The sequence below is a fragment of the Halobacillus sp. SY10 genome (genome assembly GCF_045401165.1).
GTDB classification, from domain to species: domain Bacteria; phylum Bacillota; class Bacilli; order Bacillales; family Halobacillaceae; genus Halobacillus; species Halobacillus aidingensis.
Map to the genome: position 1 here is coordinate 358,724 of NZ_CP174345.1, position 20,844 is coordinate 379,567.

The window sequence follows — 20,844 nt, forward strand, 5'->3', positions numbered from 1 at the left end:
AAGACAGTACTTTCGAGTTGGAAAGTACGGTCCCTTGATCTTACTTCTGCTTAAATGCTTTGAATCGTTTCACGGCATCCCGCAATGTTTCTTCCGAATTGTTCAACCCGATGCGCACATAACCTTCTCCGTGCGTACCGAAGCCGATTCCAGGGGCAACGAACAACCCTGTCGATTCCAATAAATCATCCGCAAAGCCTTGGGAGGTATAGCCTTCAGGTACTTGCAGCCATGTAAAGAAGGAACCTTGGCAGGGGGCGACATGATACCCTGCTTCTTCTAAACCATGAACGAGAAGGTCACGTCTTTTTTCATAGGTTTCGGCAAGATCTGTGACACATTGTTGGGAACTCAATAAGGCGGTGGCTGATGCTTTCTGCAATCCGCCGAAAATACTGCAGAAGTAGTGATCCTGGATGACCTCAAGCGCATGGATGACGCTTGGGTTACCGACAGCAAAAGCGACACGCCAGCCGGCCATATTGTAAGTTTTAGACATTGTATAAACCTCAACACCGACATTTTTCGCACCTTCGAATTGCATAAAGCTGAGCGGTTTGTTCCCATCAAATCCTATGGCCCCATAGGCGAAGTCGTGAACGACACAGACATCGTTCTTTTCTGCTTCCTGGATGGTTTCTACAAAAAAGTCCTCACCAGCCATAGCTCCTGTCGGGTTATTGGGATAGTTTAGGAACATGAGCTTTGCTTTTTCCCAGCTCTCTTTATCAATTTCACTGTAGTCAGGCAAAAAGCCATTCTCTTCGCGAAGGGGCATCGACTTCATTTCTGCGCCGACCATTTCAATGCCGGACCAGTAATCCGGGTAACCGGGATCGGGAACGAGCGCGACATCCCCCGGATCAAGGAAACACTGGCTAAGCTCAACGAGCCCTGTTTTGCTTCCAGGCATAATGGCGACTTCTGTTTCAGGATCAATGTCTACGTCGTATTCGCGCTTGTAAAATTCAGCTACGGCTTCCTTTAAGAACTCATAACCGTGGAAGGGGGGATATTTGTGGAAATCCGGGTTTTCAGCCGCCTCCTGTAAGGACTGCACAATGTGGGAGGGGGTGGGTTGGTCAGGGTTTCCCTGCCCTAAGTTCAAGGTGTCATAACCACGATTTTTGTAAAGATTTAATTTATCGATCATAGTTGCGAAAAATTGGTCCGGAAGCCTCTGTATGGCTTTGGATGTTTGGAATTGCTTCATGTCCTTCACCTCAAATGATTTTTTTGAAAAGTCGTACAAAAAGATAATATCGTTAGTTTAACATGAGAGAAGTTTGAGTGGGAACCATATAGGCAAAGAATAAGAGAATAGAAGGTACGTAAAAGGAGTGATTGGGATGGATTTCGTTATTATCGGAGGAGATGCTGCAGGGATGAGTGCAGCGATGCAAATTGTAAGGAATAGTGAGGGGCATTCGATTACCGTGTTGGAACATGGAGGGATCACCTCTTATGGACAGTGTGGCCTGCCGTATGTATTAAGCGGGGATGTCGAGTCTACAGAAGACCTCATCGCGCGTGACCCTGAAACGTTTCGCGAAAAGTATGGCATTGATGTCCGCACCTATCACACGGTAACGGAAGTGGATTGCGATCATAAAGTCGTATACGGAAAAGATCATGAGGATCAGGGATTTGAGTTGTCCTATGATCGTCTGCTCGTAGCTTCCGGTGCAGCACCGGTCATGCCTCCATGGGAAGGACGGGAGCTTGAAGGGATTTACACACTAAAGACCATTCCCGATATGAAGGAGATTATGACAGCGACTACAAAGGAGAAGGAACATGTGACCATTATCGGCGGTGGGTACATAGGGCTTGAAATGGCGGAAAGCTTTGTGTCGATTGGAAAGAAAGTACGTTTGATTGACCGCGGACCTCAACTGGCGAAAATTTTCGATGAGGATATGGGGGAGATGGTCCATGAAGAAGCCGAACGGAACGGTGTGGAACTACACCTCGGTGAATCGGTCGAAGGATTCAAAGGGGAGCAGCATGTTCAATCGGTTATCACGGATAAAGGTGAATATGAATCCGACCTTGTCCTTGTCGCCGTAGGAGTGACGCCGAACACCTCCTTTATGAAAGATACGGGCGTGTACAAAGGGATAAACGACGCGATTGCCGTGAATGCTTTTATGGAGACAAGCATCCTGGACATCTATGCTGCCGGGGATTGCGCCACCCAGTATCACCGGATCAAGAAAAAGGATGATTATATTCCATTAGGCACACATGCCAACAAACAAGGGCAGATCGCAGGACTGAACATGATTGATCATAGAAGATCGTTCCGAGGGATTGTGGGTACGTCGATATTGAAATTCTTTGATTTAACGCTTGCCCGCACAGGTCTTTCTGAACGGGAGGCTAAGAACGAAAAGATTCCATTTAAAAAAATCACGATTGAATCCACACATGCCGCCGGCTATTATTCCAAGCAAAATTTGCTGACATTGAAAATCATTTATCATGAGCAAACCGGTCAGTTGCTCGGGGCTCAAATCATTGGAGGTCAGGGAGCTGATAAACGGATCGATGTCCTGGCCACTGCTCTATTCCATGAAATGTCGATCGATGAATTAGAAGACTTGGATCTTGCTTATGCACCTCCTTATAACAGCGTGTGGGATCCTGTGCAGCAAGCAGCCCGTAAAGCAGACTGAATCGTGTAGGAAGTTCTTCGTGTATGGTAGGATAGGAATGAAGCACCATACAGGAGGATTCATGCTGTGAATACAGATTTATATAAAAAGGCGGAAGCATTCGTTCGCCAATACCATCAGGAGCAACAGCTTTCTGGTACAGATGAGAGGCTCAAGGAAATCGAGCAGGAAATTGGTGAGAAGGGAAGCTATACGCACACCTATCCCGAGCTTGAATATGGCGCCAAAGTCGCCTGGCGGAACAGCAACCGCTGCATCGGACGTCTCTTTTGGAACAGCTTGAAGGTGTTTGATGCCAGGCATGTCGATACAGAAGAAGACATGCGCGATGTACTCTTTGAACACTTGGATTATGCCACGAACGGGGGGCGTATCCGCTCGACGATTACTATTTTCAAACCCAAAACCTCGGAGCGAGAAGTGCGGGTTTGGAATCATCAACTGGTCCGTTACGCCGGTTATGAAGAGAATGGAAGTGTAATTGGAGACCCCGCTTCTGTTGCGTTTACGAAGGAATGTGAGGAACTCGGCTGGAAAGGGGGAGGCACGTCGTTTGATGTATTGCCTCTTGTCGTCCAAATGGATGGACGGGAACCCATGTGGTTCGAAATCCCTTCAGACAAGGTGTTAGAAGTACCACTTCGTCATCCCGAATATGCTTGGTTTGAAGACTTAGGCATGCAGTGGTATGCCGTCCCGGTGATTTCTGATATGCGACTTGAAATCGGTGGACTTGATTATACAGCCGCCCCGTTCAACGGTTTTTATATGGAAACAGAAATCGGGGCCCGTAACCTCGCTGATGACTTTCGGTATGATTTTTTGCCCGCCGTAGCGGAAGCCATGGGGCTTGATACGAAACGGAATTCATCCTTGTGGAAGGACCGCGCTTTGATTGAGCTTAATCAGGCTGTCCTGTTTTCTTATCAATCCGCTGGGGTAAGTCTTGTCGACCATCATACAGCTGCTCAACAGTTCCATCAGTTTGAGAAAAAAGAACAGTCGTGCGGACGTGAGGTCAAGGGTGACTGGACATGGCTCATCCCGCCCGTTTCGCCAGCAGCGACACACATCTTTCATTCGGCATACGAAAACCGGATGGACACACCGAACTATTTCTACCAAACTCCGGCCTATGAAAAAAATCCTTCCGAGTGATTCGGAAGGATTTTTTGTCTTATTTGTGGGTGGTATCGACTGAATATGAAATATATCAATCAAATAACGGATATATCAATTAAAAATGCGATAAATCAATTAAATACAAGATATATCAACTAAAGATGATAAATATCCATTCGATGATCTAGTAAGAACTCATTCATACAAGTCCGGACGTCGGTCTTGAAAAATAGGGATCTGCTCGCGAATTGCCTCGACAGCTGTGAAGTCGACTTCGGCATACACGATTTCTTCATCAAAACCACCTTCAGCCAATACGTTGCCCCACGGGTCTACAACGATTGAATGGCCTCCAAACTCATTGTTTTGATCAGCACCTACACGGTTGCAGGCGATGACGAAGCATTGATTTTCAATCGCCCGGCTGATCAATAGATTCCGCCAATGCTCAACCCGGGGTTTTGGCCACTCTGCAACGACAAACAACCCGCGCGAACCATCCAGCATGTGTGTTCTCATCCATTCAGGGAAACGGATATCATAACAAATGACACCGGCCACAGGCACCTCACCAAGATTGAAATTCCCTTTTTGGTTCCCTGATTCTAAAAACTTTTCTTCATTCATCAAACGGAACAAATGGGCTTTCCGGTAGTTGAACAGCCGATCACCTTCAGCGTTATAGGCAACGAAGGTGTTGTAAAACTTACCGTTTTCTTCTTCAGCGATGGATCCTGCAATGGTGACCTTGAGTGCCTTTGCTAAAGAAATCAAGAGCTGATGCGTCGGACCCTCGAGTGTTTCTGCTATTTCTTCAAAACGGGAAAGATCATAGCCTGTCGTCCACAATTCAGGCAACAAGATGACCTCGCTTCCTTGTGCGGCAGCTTCTTTTATTTTCTCCTTTGCAAGTTTACGGTTCTCTTCAGGGTTACCGAAGACGATGTCCATTTGAATAATTGCTATTTTTGTTGTCATCCTATCACCTCATTTTCTTCTTAGTGTATCAAAAAATTCTGACGTTTCCCTAATATTTTCGATTAGGATTTTACCTGGATGATGAGATTTCATCTCTTGCCTTCATTCTGTGTATCGAAACAAACCGCCCATGCTACAATAAACATAAACCGCTATTCAACGATATGGCAGGATTGTGAAAGACTCGATTTCTAGATGTTTTTTGAGTGGATGGGGCTGCGGGGAATGACTCGCCCACGGAAAGCGAGCCGTTTTCCCAACCACCATCCCTTCAGACAAACGTCTCGAAACTGAGCCGTCAACAATCGAAAACATTTATGAAAAAAAGCGAAGAGGTATGAAAAAGGAAGTGGGATTATGTTTGAGTTGTTTCTTCCGATGCTTGAAAGGCTTGGAATTATCGTAACGGTTGCTTTCATTATTACTCGCTTCCGTTTTTTCCGAGAGCTGATCGATCAAAAAACGCTGGACCAACGTCAGCGGTACATGGCGATCGCTTTTTTCGGGTTGTTCGGAATCATTGGTACATATACAGGTATCACTTATAATACAAGTTCCCTTGATTATGGACGCTGGGCTTATAACCTTGTCGAATCGGAAGCACTGGCGAACTCAAGAGTGATTGGAATCGTAGCAGCCGGTCTTTTCGGTGGTTACCGCATTGGCATAGGGGCCGGGGTCATTGCTGGTTTGCATCGTTTTTCCCTTGGAGGATTCACGGGGGTCGCTTGCGGGATATCTGCTGTGGTAGCAGGAATCATTGCGGGTTACTTCCATAAAAAAGAGGAGTCTTTAAAACTGAAGACAGCTTTATTTGTTGGGGCCCTTGCAGAGACGGTGCAGATGGGGATCATCCTTCTTATCTCTGATCCATTTCCGCGTGCGTGGGCCCTTGTCCAGGAGATCGGAGCCCCCATGATTGTAGCGAACGGTGTCGGTTCCGCATTGTTCTTATTAATCATCCGCAATGTTCTTCATGAAGAAGAGAAAGTCGGAGCTTTGCAGGCACAAAAAGCACTGAAATTGGCAGAATCGACGGTCTCTCACCTGCGAAAAGGGTTGACGATGGATTCTGCAGAAAAGGCGTGCCAGATCATTTATGGGGAAGTTCAAGTGAGTGCGATTTCCATGACGGATAAACAAAGAATCCTTGCTCATGTTGGACAGGCCGATGACCATCATAAGGCGGGAGAGCCGATTCAAACGGACGCCACTCGTGATGTCATTGAGACAGGAGAGCGTGTTGTAGTCAGTCATGAAGAGATTCAATGCCAACAGGCGGACTGTCCACTTGGAGCAGCCGTCATCGTTCCATTGAAGAAGCGTCAAGAAGTGGTCGGAACCATGAAGTTTTACGTTTCGTCACAAAAAGAAATCTCGAATGTTCTATTGGAATTGATCCAGGGATTGAGTGCCCTCCTTAGTCAGCAGCTTGAGCTTGCTGATGCTGAAAAAGCACAAGAACTAGCTCGTAAAGCGGAAGTGAAGGCCCTGCAGGCACAAGTCAATCCACATTTTTTATTTAATTCGTTAAATGTCATCGTTTCATTGACTCGTACGGAACCTGATCGAGCAAGAGCGCTGCTTATTGCTCTTTCCAAGTTCTTTAGGCAAAACCTAGGGGCGACCACCAAAACCTGGACGTCTTTAAAAGAAGAGTTGAAACATGTAAAGTCCTATCTTCTCATCGAAGAAACGCGTTTTGTCGATCGCCTCCATGTTCACTATGATGTTGATGAATCAGCATTATCAGCACGAATCGCGCCTTTAACCTTACAGCCCCTGGTCGAAAACAGCATCAAACATGGGATTAAAGACCAGGAAGGGGGAGCGGAAATTACGATTTGTGTCCGTAGAGATAAAGAAAACGTCAACATCAGCGTAGCGGATAACGGAAAAGGAATTGAACCGATGAGGTTACGCAACTTGGGAGAACAATCAGTCACGTCAGAAAGAGGGACGGGGTTCGGGTTATATAACGTCAACAAACGTTTAGAATACATGCACGGAAAGAGTGCGAAGCTAAGAATTATGAGCGAGCAAGGAAAGGGGACAACCATTGCATTTACGGTCCCTCTTCATGAAAAGGAGAAAGGGTCATGAACGGAAAAATTACGGTGCTCATCGTTGATGATGAGCGCTTCAGTCGGGAAGAATTGAATTTTTTGCTAAAACCTTACGAGAGCATTGAAGTTGTAGGGGAAGCGGGATCAGGAGATGAAGCAGTCATGCAGACGTTGAAGCTTCAGCCGGATGTCCTTTTTCTAGATGTGGAAATGCCGAAGATGGATGGGATGGCGGTAGCGAAGGCAGTTCAAGAGCTCAAGAAGGTTCCAGAGATCGTTTTTGCAACCGCGTATCCAGATTTTGCGGTCGAAGCCTTTCGTCAGAAGGCGATCGATTACTTGCTCAAACCTTTTGATGAGGAACAGTTGAGTGAAACCGTGGAAAGAATAGAGAAGAAATTGAAGCCGGTAGAAGAAAATGTCGTTAAACCTCCTTCTAAGTTGGCAGTTGAAGTGGAGGATACGATTGAATATCTGGACCCCTCTGAAATTATGTACGTACACAGGGAGGATCGGATTACAAAAATCGTCGGCAAACAGAAGGTCTATGAAACGAAAGACGCGCTCAAAGATGTGGAGAAGCGACTCCAAGGTTTCTCTTTCTTCCGAATTCATAAAAGTTATCTCGTGAACTTGGATTACGTCCACAGGTTAACTCCGTGGTTCAATGGGGCCTATCAGTTGGAACTGCAGGAGACGGAGGAGAAGCTTTCCGTCAGCCGGAACTATGTGAAGGAATTACGAAAGAAGCTGGAGTTGTAATTTATCATTGTATTTCAATCCTCTTATACGACATCTTGGACATCAATCCTGACATGTTAAACAGAAAACCCTCTTCTGGAAGCGTTCTCTTGATATATTTTATGTAAGCGATTACAGACGAACGCGAAAAGGAGGAAATACAATGATTACTTTTCTAGTGAGTATTGCACTTTTAATTGTCGGTTATCTTACGTACGGTAAATATGTTGAAAAAACGTTTGGCGTCAACACAGGTCGTGAAACGCCTGCTTATTCTCATGGTGACGGTGTCGATTACCTGCCGATGGGAGAAAAAAAGAATGCGTTAATCCAGCTCTTGAATATCGCGGGGGTAGGTCCTATTTTCGGTCCTATTCTAGGAGCTTTATATGGACCTGTCGCTTTTCTGTGGATTGTGTTTGGAGCCATTTTTGCGGGCGCTGTCCATGATTATTTAACGGGAATGATTTCCATACGTAACCGTGGCGCCCACCTGCCTGAGCTTGCAGGGAAGTTTTTAGGGAAAGTCATGAAGCACGTAGTCAATGCGTTTGCGATTCTTTTGCTTGTCCTTGTAGGAACTGTCTTCGTTACAGCACCTGCAGATCTTTTACACAACATGACGAGCAGCTGGCTTGCTCTTCCTGTCATTCTGCTTGTGATTTTCGCTTACTATTTGTTAGCGACGATGCTTCCGATCGATAAAATCATCGGACGGTTTTATCCAATTTTCGGTGCCCTTCTACTCATCAGCGCAATTGGAGTCGGAGTATCTCTTATCGTAACAGGAGCACCCATCCCAGAATTGACTTTTACAAATATGCACCCGGATAACGCACCGATTTTCCCACTGTTATTCTTAACGATTTCTTGTGGTGCCTTGTCAGGTTTTCACGCGACACAAACTCCTATTATCTCAAGAACGACACAAAAGGAAAAACAAGGACGTCGTATTTTCTACGGAATGATGATTGCCGAAGGTATTATTGCCATGATCTGGGCAGCGGCAGCCATGAGCTTGTTCAACGGTTCTGCAGGACTGAATGAAATCCTTGCAAGTGGAGGACCAGCAGCTGTTGTCAGTGAAGTTTCCATCGCTATGTTAGGCGCTGTCGGTGGTACACTTGCTGTCCTTGGTGTCATCATACTGCCAATCACATCCGGAGATACAGCATTCCGAAGCGCCCGTATGATTATTGCGGATTATATTAAAGTTCCACAAAAGAAAATCATGAGTCGTGTTTGGATTGCACTTCCATTGTTCGTCATCTCATTTGCATTGACACGGATCGATTTCACACTTCTATGGAGATACTTCTCCTGGGCGAACCAATCGACAGCAGTCATCGCGCTTTGGGTAGGAGCGATGTACTTGTTCCTATCCCGTAAAAATTACTTCATTGCCGCCGTGCCTGCAACGTTCATGACCATGGCCACATTCACCTATATCTTGAACGCGCCGATCGGATTCGGCCTGGCTCTGAATGTTTCCTACGTTGTTGCAGCCATCGGCACCGTTGCTGTTGTCACTGCCTTCATCATAGCCGCCCGCCGCGGATTACAGAAGGATATTCCATTAGAAGAAGATTTGAAACAAACGGCCTAATGTTAAAGAGCACTTACTTTTATAAAAGTAGGTGTTCTTCTTTTTTCTATAGGCATTTATTAAGGAGAGTTGAATGTTGAGCATCTCTATTATGTCGAATACTCAATGAACGATGTCGATTTCCTAAATAGCATGGTCGAATACTCAATTAGCGGTGTCGAATTCTAAAATAGCGTTGTCGAATTCTTCATTATCTCTGCCGAATACTCAACTAATACAATCACTATCTTCTCCCCTCGTATGGGAAGGTCATGTTTTTCTTGGAGATGAAAGGGTATCCTTTATAGGGAAAGGAGAGATTGTTGTGGAACAAGAAATCCAAGAGAAACAAGGAACATTTTATATAGGAGAAGAACAGGAACCGAAAGCTCAGCTTCTATTTGAAGAGAATGATAATACAATGGTCATTACAAGTACTTTCGTTGCCCCGTCTGAGCGCGAAAAAGGTTTGGGTGCAGAATTAATTGATTATGCCGTGAACTACGCACGCAAACATAAATTAAAAATAGACCCGGTCTGCTCCTTCGCCCGGGAAGTTATTGAAAAAACACCGGAATATCAAGTGGTGTTAAAAGCTTAGAGGGGGAGTTTCTGATGGTGAAAATCAGGGAACCTGAGGAAAAGGATTTGATGCACTTTACAAGGTACAGCATCGACTTTCTACATGGGACGAGCTCAGAAAGGCTGACCAATGAAGAAGTGAGGAATCGTAAGTATTGGGCGGCAGATCAATTTTTAGCAAAGAACCCAAAACAGAAGCTGCTGGTTGCTGATATGAATGGAAGAATGATCGGATATGTCCTTGGCATTATCGAGTCCCATGGGGAAGAGGATGTGTATGGATATGTCAGGGAAGTATTTGTGGATGAATTTTACAGGCGGGAAGGCATTGGTACAGAACTGTGTGATGAACTAGTCCAGTGGATGTATGAACAGGAAGCAAAAGTCATCCAGGTAAGCCTTAGACCTCATCAGAATGGGGTGAGTGAATTCATCCGCAAAATCGGTTTTTCTTCTGTCAGCACCCTTTATGAATATCAAGCAGAAGGATAAAGGATGTATTGGAGAGGAGATAGAGAATGAAAAAGGCTATGCTGATCGTCAATCCTTCTTCAGGAAAAGAGGAAGCCGTCGATCATGTTGAACAAATCGAGCACATTTTATCGGAAAAAGGATACGAAGTGGAAGTTGCTCAAACAGAAAAAGAGTTGGATGCGACAAAGTACTGCCAGAACGCCTGCAGAGGTGAGTTCGATCTCGTCGTTTCTATGGGGGGAGATGGCACCCTCCATGAAACAATCAATGGGATGGTAGACGAAAATCATCGCCCGCATTTGGGAATCATTCCACTTGGGACAGTCAACGATTTTGCAAGAGCCCTCGATATTCCACTGAAGGTTGAAGAGGCGATTGATGTTCTCCGTTCCGATCAGACAAAATCTGTGGATATTGGGAAGTTTAATGACCAGTATTTTGTTAACATCGTGGCAGTGGGGGCCCTTGCTGAAGCGACATATGAAGTGACACCTGAACAAAAAACGAAATTTGGTCCGCTTGCGTATATGATGGAAGGGATGAAAACCTTGACCCAGCATAGCAGTTATCCCATGCGGATTGAATATGACGATAAGGCATGGGAAGGGGAATCTTTTCTTTTCCTAGCAGCTTTAACGAATTCAGCAGGTGGATTTGAAAAATTATCTCCGGAAGCGAAAGTGAATGACGGGAAAATTCACGGGTATATCGTACCTAAAGTGAATATGATTCGTCTTGCATCCATCGTTTCAGCCATTCTTAGAGGTGGACTTAAGGATGAGCAGGACGTGGAATACTTCAAAGCGGATCATATCCGTATCACATCGGAAGAAAACCTGGTCACGAACGTCGATGGAGAAGAAGGAGATTCCCTTCCTGTGGAGTTGTCCGTTCTTCCATCTCATATATCCGTCGTTGTAAAATAAGTAAAGGCTGTCATGTGTACAGCCTTTTTTCTGTGCCATACTAGGAGTGAATGAGGTGCATCTATGAAGAAACCAGATATGGAAGATTACTTACAGGAAGGCATTTATGGAAGCCGGCAAACAAAACCAGGAGAAAGAAAACAATACCTTGGTACGTTAAGAGAACGAGTCTTGATCGCTCTGACGAAGGGTCAGGTGATGCAGGAGAAGGGGCAGGAAGAGTTGGTGGCTCTGATGAAAAGCTATCAAGATGCCAACCTGCTTTTGAACGGAGATGTGAGCTACCGGTTTTTATCTCCCTACATGGATTTAGCCGAGAAGCATAACATTCATCATTCGACCGTTTCGAACCAGGAAACACATTCAGAATTCGGGGCTGTCCTCACATTGGCTTATGCGATTGAAAAAGAGCATATAAGGATTGAAGAACAAAAGGAAGTAGGAGAGTCATCTGAGCAGAACGGGTGGACAGACTTTTTCAAGTCTCTTTTTAAACCATCAAAATAAAAGGAAGGCTGCGGATATCCGCAGCCTTTTTTCACACGTCCCTCTAGCATAGAGAGGCCAATTTTATTTGTACTGATTCAAGAATCTTGCCAGCCCGACGATAATAATAGCAAAAGAAAAAAGTATCATTGCAATGTAGCCGGCGTAGAACAAGAATTGATCGAAAAAGTTCCCAGCAGTGTCACCGATGCTGTAAAGCGCATACCCGGAAAGAAGAGCAGCTAAAAACAAGAACACACGGTTGTTGAAATCCATCTTTATTCCACCTCCTTTGTACTTCCAATATATGATGTACAAACGTGGAATATTTAGCTTTTAAAAAAATAATTTGCCGGCTTGTCCACACAAAGCACGGATCCTGTCTAAAATGAAGTCCTTATTCAACTATTTGGCAGGATTGTTGAAGACTCAGTTTCGAGATTTTTGTTGAGTGGATGGGGGCTGCGGGGGATGGCTCGCTTTCCGCGGGAGCGCGGTGAGCCTCCTCGGACTGCATCCTGCGGGGTCTCACCATGCACTTTTTTCCCACAGGAGTCTCGCCATTCCCCTCCGCCCCTTTGCCATGCGAGTGCCTCGAAACCACTTCTTGAAAACTTTGCGTGATTGCTCAAGAAAATTGGTTCATATAAAACTCTTCACAGTAGTCATTTCTAGCACAAAAACTTGATATCGAGCGCTTTATGCCTTCTTCTGATTGAGGACGGAAAACCTCTTATCTTGGTATAGGGGTTCGTTTCTCTCCTCCATGAAATGGGGTGGTTGGGAAGCTGCGAGACTCCCGTGGGAGAAGGAGATAGGCGAGATCCCGCAGGGCACAGCCCGAGGAAGCTCGGCGCTCCCCCACAGGAAAGTGTTCAAATGCGGAATCGCCCTGGGAGACACGACTGGCATAAGCAGAACAGCAAAGGAATGTGTTTTTTCATTCCTTTGCTGTTCTGCTTATGACGCGAGTGTCTGGGCGATGGAGCTAGACGAGTTGCTTCCCAGCCACCCCTGCCTCCTAATATGGCAAACGAACCCCGGATTATCTCGAAACTGAGTCTTCAAGTATAGGGAGCTTTAGTGAGATAAAAGAGGATAAAAAAAGCCCCCTTTTGAATGGGCAAAAGGGGGTGATGGTACGTGTCTTTTCATTGAAGGGAGACAGACCATGAAATCTACAGGTTATTTTTCCTGGCGGGGAAAAATAATAGGGTGATTCGACGTAAGAGACAAAAGAGAGTACTTTAGTAAGAAATGAATACAAATAAACAAATAAACCATGTGCAAAGTCGTGGACAACCAGCACGACAGCGCACGAGCACGATTCAGTATCTCTTTTGCTATTCCTTATTGTATCACCTTTTCCCTTGTTGCTGCTTTGGGAAAAAAACGTTCAAAAATGATAACTGAATAGAGGTTTTAAGAAAAGATTTTCTCAAGTTTTGTCTACTATTGGTAAATTGTAAAATATATTCAGAAGATTGATTGTTGAAAAAGCATGAATCTTGTACACTTGAACTATCAACTATATGGAGTGGAGCACATGGATGTCAGTAAAATCCAACTAATGATTCAAATGCAGGCCATGTCTATGTTAGTGAATCGGAATTCGAACACTTTTTCAGGCGGAATGCAGGATATGACGTTTCAAAGCCTGTTGAATGCAGCGATGGATCAATCGTTTCGTGCGAGCGGGCCTTCTGTGCCAAACCGCCTTACACAACCAGTGAGCAGCCTTACAGCTCAGCAAGTACCAGTCCCTGTGGAGAAAAGCCAGGAAGGGAATAACATTGCGGATGTAACTAGTGGAAACGCGGGTGTAGATCAGCTCATAAAGAAAGCCTCAGAGCGCTATGGCGTCGATGAAAAACTGGTAAGGTCCGTGGTGAAGGCTGAATCAAACTTTGATGCTGGTGTTGTCAGTCATGCAGGAGCTCAAGGGTTGATGCAGCTTATGCCCGCTACAGCGAAGGGCCTTGGGGTTACAGATCCATTTGACCCTGAGCAGAACTTAATGGGCGGGACAAAATATTTAAGGCAAATGCTCGATCGTTATGATGGCAATACCGAGTTAGCGCTTGCTGCTTATAATGCTGGTCCTGGCAATGTAGACAAGTATGAGGGTGTACCCCCTTTCCGGGAAACGCAAAATTACATAACTAAAATACTCGGAAGAGCATAAAGGAGCGCGGGGTCTTATAAAAGAGCCCGCGCCTTTTTATATCGAAAGGAATATCAGCCTGATTAACTTAAAAACGGTATTGCCTACTTATCTGGTTCAAGTTCCCGACTCATCTGCATGTATTGATTAAAGACGACCGTCATCTCTTTCAGGCGGTTCCGTACGTCTTCGTCTATGAGCTCTCCTTGTGTTGAAAAGTGATTCGTGTGTGTATATACGTAGTTCGGTGTTACCATGCACCGGAAATAATTCAGGATCGGTTTTAATTGATTTTCTACAACGAGGTGATGTTGCAAAGTTCCCCCATTAGCGACAATCGATACGGGTTTATAACGCATGGCAAGGGGCGATACTGCATCAAATACGTTTTTCAAAGTACCTGGGATCGATCCTTGAAAAACGGGAGTAGCCAGGACATAAGCATCGGCTTCTTCAATTTCATGGATTAATTTCTTCATATCATCATTGTACTCTTCCGCTGGGCGGCCATCTACGAATTGAAGCTCGTAGTCCTCGAGATCAACGATTTTTGTGGTGTGGTCCGTTGGCAGCTGTTGTATATATTTTTCGATTTCATCAAGGAGCGTCCGGGTCTTTTTCCCGACGATGGTTCCGTTCAATAGTAGGATCTTCATGACAACTTTCTCCCCTTCAATTTTCTTTGAGCTATGTTATCGTATGCAGAAATTAATAAAATGGGCTATGTAGCTAATGGTAGTATGTGTTGAGATGGCCCGATTATCTTATGAAATTCTGCATGGCGGGAACAGCTCGAAGTTCAACCGTCTTCCTTCATGGCGGGTAAGCGTGAATCACCGTAACGGTTGGAGTATATGTGGAATAGTCTCTTTTCTTTTTATGGTAAAGTATACGTCTTATTTAAGCAATTGTGAGGATTCTGCTTGCTTTATGTCGATATAAGAAGGGTATAATAGGGGGAGGAGGGAAGGCGATGATCCGTTTATGGCGAAGAGTTAAGTTTCTGTTCAATGTCAGAAAATCGGTGCCGTTTCTTGTGCGATTTTTCAAATCAAAAGATGTGAGTACCGGAAAAAAAGGGTTTTCCGTTATACTTTTAGTGGCTTATCTTCTGTTCCCATGGGACGTCATCCCGGATTTCCTCGTATTTTTCGGTCTTGTCGATGACCTTGCTGTTTTCACTTACATTATGCAATGGATGGTGAAGATGGCACCTGCGGACTTGCAAAAGGAGTACCGCGTCTATGATGAATAGAAATGTTTAATCAACGGCAAGATGAGGAATGTAACTGTAGTAGATCCAATTATTAGTCAAGGAGTGATGGATAATGAGTAATGTAATGTTTACCGCACATGCAACAGCACAAGGTGGAAGAAATGGCCATGTTAAGTCAGATGACGGTTTAATTGATTTGAACCTTTCCATGCCTGGTGAAGGTGATGAAAAAGGATCGAACCCAGAGCAATTGTTTGCTGCTGGTTATTCCGCTTGCTACGATGGAGCATTAAACTTGGTTGCAAGTAAACAGAAGAAAGATATCGAATCTGAAATCACTGCTGACGTCAGCCTTTTGAAAGATGAATCGGACAATGGTTTTAAAGTAGGCGTTGTCCTTAATGTGAAAGTGAAAGGCGTTTCTCAGGAAGAAGCGGAATCACTTGCTGAGGAAGCTCACAAAGTATGCCCATACTCTAAAGCGACAAGTGGAAACATCGACGTTGAAATCAATGCGAGCGCGGTATAATAAATAACCTCTTCATCCCTGGTGGAAAATCCACCAGGGATTTTTATTTAGCTGAAGGGAAGAATAGTTAAAGCGTATGAGATGCGATTCGTATCACTACCAGGCGTGCTGGTAATTATGGTATTTTATAGTCGAAGGGGTGAAGTCGATGAAGATCACCGACCAAGCGAGAGATTTGTTGAATCAAATCTTAGAAGATGAAGATGCAGGATGCCTGCGCTTGTTTTTTGCTGGTTACGGGTGTGGGGAGCCAGATATCGGTATGACGATTGGTGAACCGGAAGGGGATGATGAACTTCATCACATCAATTCTATTCCCGTGGCCATAGACAGTAGAATTGCCCATATGACGGAAACTTTGACAATTGAAGGTAAGCAGACAATGGAAGGACCGAAGTTTCAGTTGCTTGGACTTCCCGAAAAAGACTGTTGAATAGATGCCCACAGTTTTGTGGGTTTATTTTTATAGGAGAACGACCCGGAAATGGGACTCTCCATGGTGAAATATACATAAGAAAAGAGGGGATCGCTACACATCATGATGGCATCAGGACACCAGGTTGTGGGCTTCACTTTCGGAGTGGGGGCAATGACATTACTTCCTACGTTCGAGTGGATGCCTGAACAGCCTCTCCAAACGGTTTTATTTTTTGTGTTCGTCCTTTTCGGCTCGCTTTTGCCGGATATCGACACACCGACATCTACCCTCGGCCACAAGTTTTGGCGAGGACTTATGACGGTCTTTACCGTCGCATTTCTATGTTATTTGTTTGTTCCAGAATATTTGGATACATATCGAGAACAACTTAAAATATTCGTCATGCTGCTTTTACCCATCCTCATTATGATTCGTGGACATAGAAAAATGACCCACTCCGTGTTGTTTGTCGGTTTGCTCATCGGATACGGCATTATCCTTGAACAAGCTTTCGCCATCCCCCGTATGTATATCGGAGGATTGATCATAGGAGTGGTTTCCCATTTGTTCGGGGATTACATAACGAAAAAAGGCATCCCATTGGCTTATCCTTTTTCCAAGAAATACTTACAGTTCATCTTTACCTTCCGAACAGGATCCAACAGCGAGCGTCTCATTGTCTACAGCCTGCTTTTATGGAACGTATGGTACCTCACCTCAAACATTTTCTGACACTACATTCTAGTAGTGTCTTTTTTCTATACCCACTTATTAAACAATATGGCAGGATTGTTTAAGACTCAGTTTCGAGACTTTTGTTGAGTGAATGGGGCTGCGGGGAATGGCTCGCTTTCCGCGGGAGCGCGTTGAGCCTCCTCGGACTGCGTCCTGCGGGGTCTCACCATGCACTTTTTTCCCGCAGGAGTCTCGCCATTCCCCTCCGCCCCTTTACCATGTGAGTGACTCGAAACCACTTCCCGGAAACTCTGCTTGTATTCTCAATCGAAGTTGATAATATGAAATTTTCCGCAGTGGTCATTCCGAGCGTGAAAGCTTGGTTTAGAGCGCTTTATGCCTGCTCCTGCGTTGGGGTGGAAGACCCCCATCTTGGTATGTATAGGGGTTCGTTTCTCACATACATCGAAAGGGGTGGTTGGGAAGCTGCGAGACTCCCGTGGGAGAAGGAGATAGGCGAGATCCCGCAGGACGCAGTCCGAGGAAGCTCGCCAGTTCCCCCACAGGAAAGCGAGTAGCTTCCCAACCACCCCTGACTCCAAATACGGCAAACGAACCCCAGTTATCTCGAAACTGAGTTTTCCACAATCGGGAGCGGATATGGAATATGAAGAGGTGGGTAAAAGGAAATATAATCCAAAAATATTTCAATATCTTTAAGTTTTGTATAGACATATTTTCGAAAATTCAATAAAATAGAAGAAAGATAGATAAGGAGGGCGAGTGTTTTGACAGATTATCAACTAATTGAACCGAGCCCATTGCGAAAGCTTCAAATGAGTCGCACTTCCTCTTTATATGATGTATACCTGGGTTACTTAAGGAAGTACCCTCGAAAAGATGCTGTCTTACAGACGAAAGACCACATCCTCTCCCAGTTCCCCACATCGATCGATGAACAAATTGTCTGTATGGAATTTTTTTATATGAATGATTTTTTTGAAGAGTTGTCTGTCATTACTGCTTCCCCTTACATAAATAAAGAGACGGGGCACTTGTATCAGGTGATCCTGTCTCAGATGGGTAGAGATAAAAAGAAAAATTATCTGGATGAATTAAAAGATCTCCATTTTACGCATCCATCGTTACGGTGTCTTCATTTGTTCACCCTCGTTTATTCTTATCAAGATTTGAAAGTATTTACAGCCTTGGACAAGTATTTGGATGAATGCGATCAGGCGCTTCAGCAAGTAGACGAGCCTTTGATGTATTATTACTTGAATCAACGTTATCAAGAGCTGCTTTTTTATCATTATTGGAAGACCAATAACTCCATTCTTGCGAGTCGTTATGCATATAAAATGATCAACACTGAAGTATCTCCAAGAAGGAAAAGCCGCATGCATCATGATTTGGCGTTATGCCAGCTTTTTAATGGCTATGATTCTTCTATGGAATCGTTATTAAAGTCTATGGAAATTGCTGAAAAACATGGGCATTTACGTTTTTTGCAAACAGTGAAAAATCGCTCGCTTCCTTTCATATCTGCTTTTCATCACGAAACAGAAGGGATATCTACCACAGATCCAGTAGAGCAAGCTCACCTTGCTTTAGCACGAGGAGATTATAAAAAGACTCAGGATATTCTGCATTCCCTGCCATCACTCACGCCCTTTCAAGAAAGTTACTTGGGTCTGGCTAAAGGAAACAGGGAGATGCTCAAACATTCCTATTATCGTTTCATCCATGAACAAGGGGATTACTTCTTTGCCCAACTTCCACTAGCATATTTAGAAAGAATATAAAAATAAATGGAGGTTTTCTTTTATGAAAAGGTTAGCCGGATTATTTCTCGTTCTTTTTTTGACCCTCGCAGGTGCATGGGGAATGGGAGAAATGAAGACCACCCACGACCCAGGTGACGGAGGTTATTGGAGTATAGAGAATCCAGAAATCTAAAAGTTGGGATGAAACAGAAAAGGTGTCCTTCCGTTATTGGAAAAGGACACCTTTTTCGTTCTCAATTATTCTTTCTTTTGCGTTGTTCGGGCAATGGTTCTCTTCGTATCATTTTTGTAAAGGCATAAACGAAGAGAATGATAATCACTGTAAATGGAAGAGCAGAAACGAGGGAAGCCGTCTGCAAGGCATCCAGTCCACCGGCGACCAGTAGCACACCCGCGATGGCTGCCATCAGGATACCCCAAATCACTTTAATGGCAAGGGCAGGGGTTAGGCTGCCATTGGTTGTCATACTTGCCAAAATGTATGTGGCTGAGTCAGCAGATGTGATTAAGAACGTTGCAATCAATAAAATCGATAAGAAGGATAAAACCCCTGTAAGAGGCAGGTATTCATAGGCTTTAAAGAGGGCGACCGTCACATCATTGTTGACGGCTTCAGCAATCTTTGTTCCATTGTTCAAGTCACTGTTCAAGGCGGTTCCACCGAAAACGGCGATCCATAGACAAGCAATCAGCGGTGGAACGACAAGGACGCCGAATATGAACTCCCTGATCGTTCGGCCGCGGGAAACGCGGGCAACGAAGGCCCCGACAAATGGAGACCATGCAATAACCCACGCCCAATAGAAAATCGTCCAATCCCGGAGCCAACTTCCTCCTTCATAAGGGGTCAACCTTAGACTATACCCCACAAAGTTCGAAATATAATCCCCGATTCCTAAGGTGAAACTATTTAAAATAAAGACAGTCGGACCGGCGAAGAAGACGAATAAAAGTAAAACTAAGCAAAGGGCCAGGTTCAAGTTACTAAGCCATTTAATCCCTTTTTCTAATCCAGTACTGGATGAAGTTAAGTATAAGACGAGCAGTACGCCTGTTATGATAAGCTGGATCGATGTACTATTCGGAATGCCGAATACCGCGTTTAATCCACCGTTCATTTGAAGGATTCCCAGTCCAAGGGAAGTCGCGATTCCCATCACTGTAGCGATGACCGCTAATGAGTCGATGGTGTACTTCACAGGCTTTGATTTCCCGAGCACGGGTTCAAGAGCTGTAGATACGAGCCCGTTCTTTTCCTTTCTGAATTGCAAGAAGCCAATAAGCAGCCCGACAATGGCGAAAACGGACCATTGGTTAATCCCCCAGTGGAAGAATGAATAGCCCATGGCCACACGCGCCGCATCCTCGGTTTGGGCATCCAAATCTGAGAAGGGGGTTTCGAAAAAGTGGCTCATCGGTTCTGCGACTCCCCAGAATACGAGTCCTACCCCGAATCCAGCGGAGAATAGCATTCCAATCCACGTAAAGAAAGGAAATTCAGGTTTTGAATCTTGAGGCCCGATTTTGATTTTTCCGTATTTACTCAGTCCGAGAGCAGCTAAGAATATGACAAAGCCGAAGACGGATATGAGATAAAACCAGCCGAAATTAACAGTAGTAAATTCAAATAAGGCACCAGCGACTGTACCGAAGCCTTCAGGGTTGATCGCTCCTACGATGACTAGGACGGTGATGACGGTAGCGGAGATGAGAAAAACAGGGTTTTTAAGTTGATCTTTCATCGTGGACTCCTTTCCTGAAACATGGATAGTAGATGAACAAGAATTTAATGATCGATTTAGTTATTCCCTACATTTTTCTATGAAAAACATTTACAACTTGAATTCGGAACGAAGCATTCCCATGAGAATGGTGTCATAATAAGCGCCATCCACATATTCATTTTTTCTGAGTCGCCCTTCTGTCTGGAGGCCTGTTTTTTCATAAAGTCTTAGCGCTTGTGTGTTGCCGCTCCATGTGTCCAGTTGAACTCGTTCAAGGTTCAATGTGTAAAAGAGGTGTTTCAACAATGTTTGAATGATGTCGCTGCCATATCCACGTCCCCAATATTCTCTTTCCCCGAGGCTCAAACCGATTTCTGCTGCCCTTGTCACTGGATTGAGGTTGCTGTAGCTGCATTTTCCAATAGGCACTCCTGTACTCATCGTATAGACAATAAAAACACGGCCATTTTCCCAAAGAGGTTGTGCGGTGAGGTTTTTTTCATAGGAAGCTTCTATATCTTCTTGCGGGTTGTTATTTTGATAGGCGGAGTCGCTCCCATGTGCAAGGTTCGCTATTTCTTCATCATTCGCCCACTTAAATAAATGTTTCAAGTCGTCCTTTGAAACAGGACGGAGTTCAACAAGATTTCCTTTCAGCATATCCATTCCCCCATGTTTTAATCTATTTTCCAT

General features: G+C 44.6%; 22 protein-coding genes. 16 read left to right on the forward strand and 6 right to left on the reverse strand.

Going from position 1 to position 20,844, the window contains the following annotated elements; all coding sequences use genetic code 11:
• Window positions 1-40 precede the first annotated feature (40 nt).
• Entirely contained in the window at window positions 41-1,213 is a 1,173-nt protein-coding gene (locus tag ACJA3J_RS01915; protein WP_115894249.1) for a pyridoxal phosphate-dependent aminotransferase, read from the reverse strand.
• A gap of 136 nt (window positions 1,214-1,349) precedes the next feature.
• On the opposite strand from ACJA3J_RS01915, the gene ACJA3J_RS01920 reads away from it, so the two are divergent.
• Both ACJA3J_RS01920 and ACJA3J_RS01925 read left to right on the forward strand, forming a co-directional pair.
• Complete coding sequence (locus ACJA3J_RS01920; RefSeq protein WP_115894248.1) at window positions 1,350-2,678, forward strand: FAD-dependent oxidoreductase; 1,329 nt, start codon at window positions 1,350-1,352, stop codon at window positions 2,676-2,678.
• A gap of 66 nt (window positions 2,679-2,744) precedes the next feature.
• Window positions 2,745-3,836 carry a nitric oxide synthase oxygenase gene (locus ACJA3J_RS01925; protein ID WP_406945380.1) on the forward strand — a complete coding sequence of 364 codons (1,092 nt, stop codon included), beginning with the start codon at window positions 2,745-2,747 and terminating at the stop codon, window positions 3,834-3,836.
• A 159-nt stretch (window positions 3,837-3,995) separates the two neighbouring features.
• Here ACJA3J_RS01925 and ACJA3J_RS01930 read toward each other — a convergent pair whose 3' ends face one another.
• Window positions 3,996-4,778, reverse strand: a complete 783-nt coding sequence (locus ACJA3J_RS01930) for a carbon-nitrogen family hydrolase (RefSeq protein ID WP_089654723.1) — start codon at window positions 4,776-4,778, stop codon at window positions 3,996-3,998.
• Window positions 4,779-5,135: 357 nt separating this feature from the next.
• Here ACJA3J_RS01930 and ACJA3J_RS01935 point away from each other — a divergent pair, with 357 nt between their 5' ends.
• From ACJA3J_RS01935 to ACJA3J_RS01965, 7 genes are all read left to right on the forward strand, one after another.
• Window positions 5,136-6,881 carry a LytS/YhcK type 5TM receptor domain-containing protein gene (locus ACJA3J_RS01935; protein ID WP_406945381.1) on the forward strand — a complete coding sequence of 582 codons (1,746 nt, stop codon included), beginning with the start codon at window positions 5,136-5,138 and terminating at the stop codon, window positions 6,879-6,881.
• Complete coding sequence (locus ACJA3J_RS01940) at window positions 6,878-7,606, forward strand: LytR/AlgR family response regulator transcription factor (protein WP_406945382.1); 729 nt, start codon at window positions 6,878-6,880, stop codon at window positions 7,604-7,606. Before ACJA3J_RS01935 ends, ACJA3J_RS01940 begins: the two co-directional genes overlap by 4 nt.
• Before the next feature lie 142 nt (window positions 7,607-7,748).
• Entirely contained in the window at window positions 7,749-9,191 is a 1,443-nt protein-coding gene (locus ACJA3J_RS01945) for a carbon starvation protein A (protein WP_115824929.1), read from the forward strand.
• A 304-nt stretch (window positions 9,192-9,495) separates the two neighbouring features.
• Entirely contained in the window at window positions 9,496-9,771 is a 276-nt protein-coding gene (locus tag ACJA3J_RS01950; RefSeq protein ID WP_089654719.1) for a GNAT family N-acetyltransferase, read from the forward strand.
• 14 nt (window positions 9,772-9,785) lie between these two features.
• The gene (locus ACJA3J_RS01955) at window positions 9,786-10,244 is read left to right on the forward strand and encodes a GNAT family N-acetyltransferase (protein ID WP_406945383.1); all 459 of its coding nucleotides are present in this window, start codon (window positions 9,786-9,788) and stop codon (window positions 10,242-10,244) included.
• Between the two features lie 26 nt (window positions 10,245-10,270).
• Entirely contained in the window at window positions 10,271-11,152 is an 882-nt protein-coding gene (locus ACJA3J_RS01960; RefSeq protein ID WP_089654717.1) for a diacylglycerol kinase family protein, read from the forward strand.
• A 63-nt stretch (window positions 11,153-11,215) separates the two neighbouring features.
• On the forward strand, window positions 11,216-11,659 hold the full coding sequence (locus tag ACJA3J_RS01965) for a YueI family protein (RefSeq protein WP_406945384.1): 444 nt from the start codon (window positions 11,216-11,218) through the stop codon (window positions 11,657-11,659).
• 63 nt (window positions 11,660-11,722) lie between these two features.
• Here the strand turns inward: ACJA3J_RS01965 and ACJA3J_RS01970 are convergent, their stop codons facing one another.
• Window positions 11,723-11,914 carry a hypothetical protein gene (locus ACJA3J_RS01970; protein ID WP_089654715.1) on the reverse strand — a complete coding sequence of 64 codons (192 nt, stop codon included), beginning with the start codon at window positions 11,912-11,914 and terminating at the stop codon, window positions 11,723-11,725.
• Window positions 11,915-13,184: 1,270 nt separating this feature from the next.
• Between ACJA3J_RS01970 and ACJA3J_RS01975 the strand changes: the two genes are divergently transcribed.
• Window positions 13,185-13,823, forward strand: a complete 639-nt coding sequence (locus ACJA3J_RS01975) for a lytic transglycosylase domain-containing protein (protein ID WP_406945385.1) — start codon at window positions 13,185-13,187, stop codon at window positions 13,821-13,823.
• 83 nt (window positions 13,824-13,906) lie between these two features.
• On the opposite strand, the gene ACJA3J_RS01980 is transcribed toward ACJA3J_RS01975, so the two are convergent.
• Complete coding sequence (locus ACJA3J_RS01980) at window positions 13,907-14,458, reverse strand: NADPH-dependent FMN reductase (RefSeq protein ID WP_089654712.1); 552 nt, start codon at window positions 14,456-14,458, stop codon at window positions 13,907-13,909.
• Window positions 14,459-14,775: 317 nt separating this feature from the next.
• Between ACJA3J_RS01980 and ACJA3J_RS01985 the strand changes: the two genes are divergently transcribed.
• The 6 genes from ACJA3J_RS01985 (at window position 14,776) to ACJA3J_RS02010 (ending at window position 18,599) form a co-directional block, all read left to right on the forward strand.
• Complete coding sequence (locus tag ACJA3J_RS01985; RefSeq protein WP_406945386.1) at window positions 14,776-15,057, forward strand: YkvA family protein; 282 nt, start codon at window positions 14,776-14,778, stop codon at window positions 15,055-15,057.
• Between the two features lie 73 nt (window positions 15,058-15,130).
• Window positions 15,131-15,547 carry an organic hydroperoxide resistance protein gene (locus tag ACJA3J_RS01990; RefSeq protein WP_115825158.1) on the forward strand — a complete coding sequence of 139 codons (417 nt, stop codon included), beginning with the start codon at window positions 15,131-15,133 and terminating at the stop codon, window positions 15,545-15,547.
• A gap of 148 nt (window positions 15,548-15,695) precedes the next feature.
• The gene (locus tag ACJA3J_RS01995; protein WP_406945387.1) at window positions 15,696-15,980 is read left to right on the forward strand and encodes a hypothetical protein; all 285 of its coding nucleotides are present in this window, start codon (window positions 15,696-15,698) and stop codon (window positions 15,978-15,980) included.
• 108 nt (window positions 15,981-16,088) lie between these two features.
• On the forward strand, window positions 16,089-16,697 hold the full coding sequence (locus ACJA3J_RS02000; protein WP_279629311.1) for a metal-dependent hydrolase: 609 nt from the start codon (window positions 16,089-16,091) through the stop codon (window positions 16,695-16,697).
• A 731-nt stretch (window positions 16,698-17,428) separates the two neighbouring features.
• Window positions 17,429-18,445: an AimR family lysis-lysogeny pheromone receptor gene (locus ACJA3J_RS02005; RefSeq protein ID WP_406945388.1), complete on the forward strand. Its 1,017-nt coding sequence runs from the start codon at window positions 17,429-17,431 to the stop codon at window positions 18,443-18,445.
• Window positions 18,446-18,467: 22 nt separating this feature from the next.
• On the forward strand, window positions 18,468-18,599 hold the full coding sequence (locus tag ACJA3J_RS02010) for a hypothetical protein (protein WP_406945389.1): 132 nt from the start codon (window positions 18,468-18,470) through the stop codon (window positions 18,597-18,599).
• A gap of 61 nt (window positions 18,600-18,660) precedes the next feature.
• On the opposite strand, the gene ACJA3J_RS02015 is transcribed toward ACJA3J_RS02010, so the two are convergent.
• Both ACJA3J_RS02015 and ACJA3J_RS02020 read right to left on the reverse strand, forming a co-directional pair.
• A complete protein-coding gene (locus ACJA3J_RS02015; RefSeq protein WP_406945390.1) occupies window positions 18,661-20,169 on the reverse strand; it encodes a BCCT family transporter in 1,509 nt (502 codons plus the stop codon).
• 90 nt (window positions 20,170-20,259) lie between these two features.
• Window positions 20,260-20,811: a GNAT family N-acetyltransferase gene (locus tag ACJA3J_RS02020; protein ID WP_406945391.1), complete on the reverse strand. Its 552-nt coding sequence runs from the start codon at window positions 20,809-20,811 to the stop codon at window positions 20,260-20,262.
• Window positions 20,812-20,844: the final 33 nt, after the last annotated feature.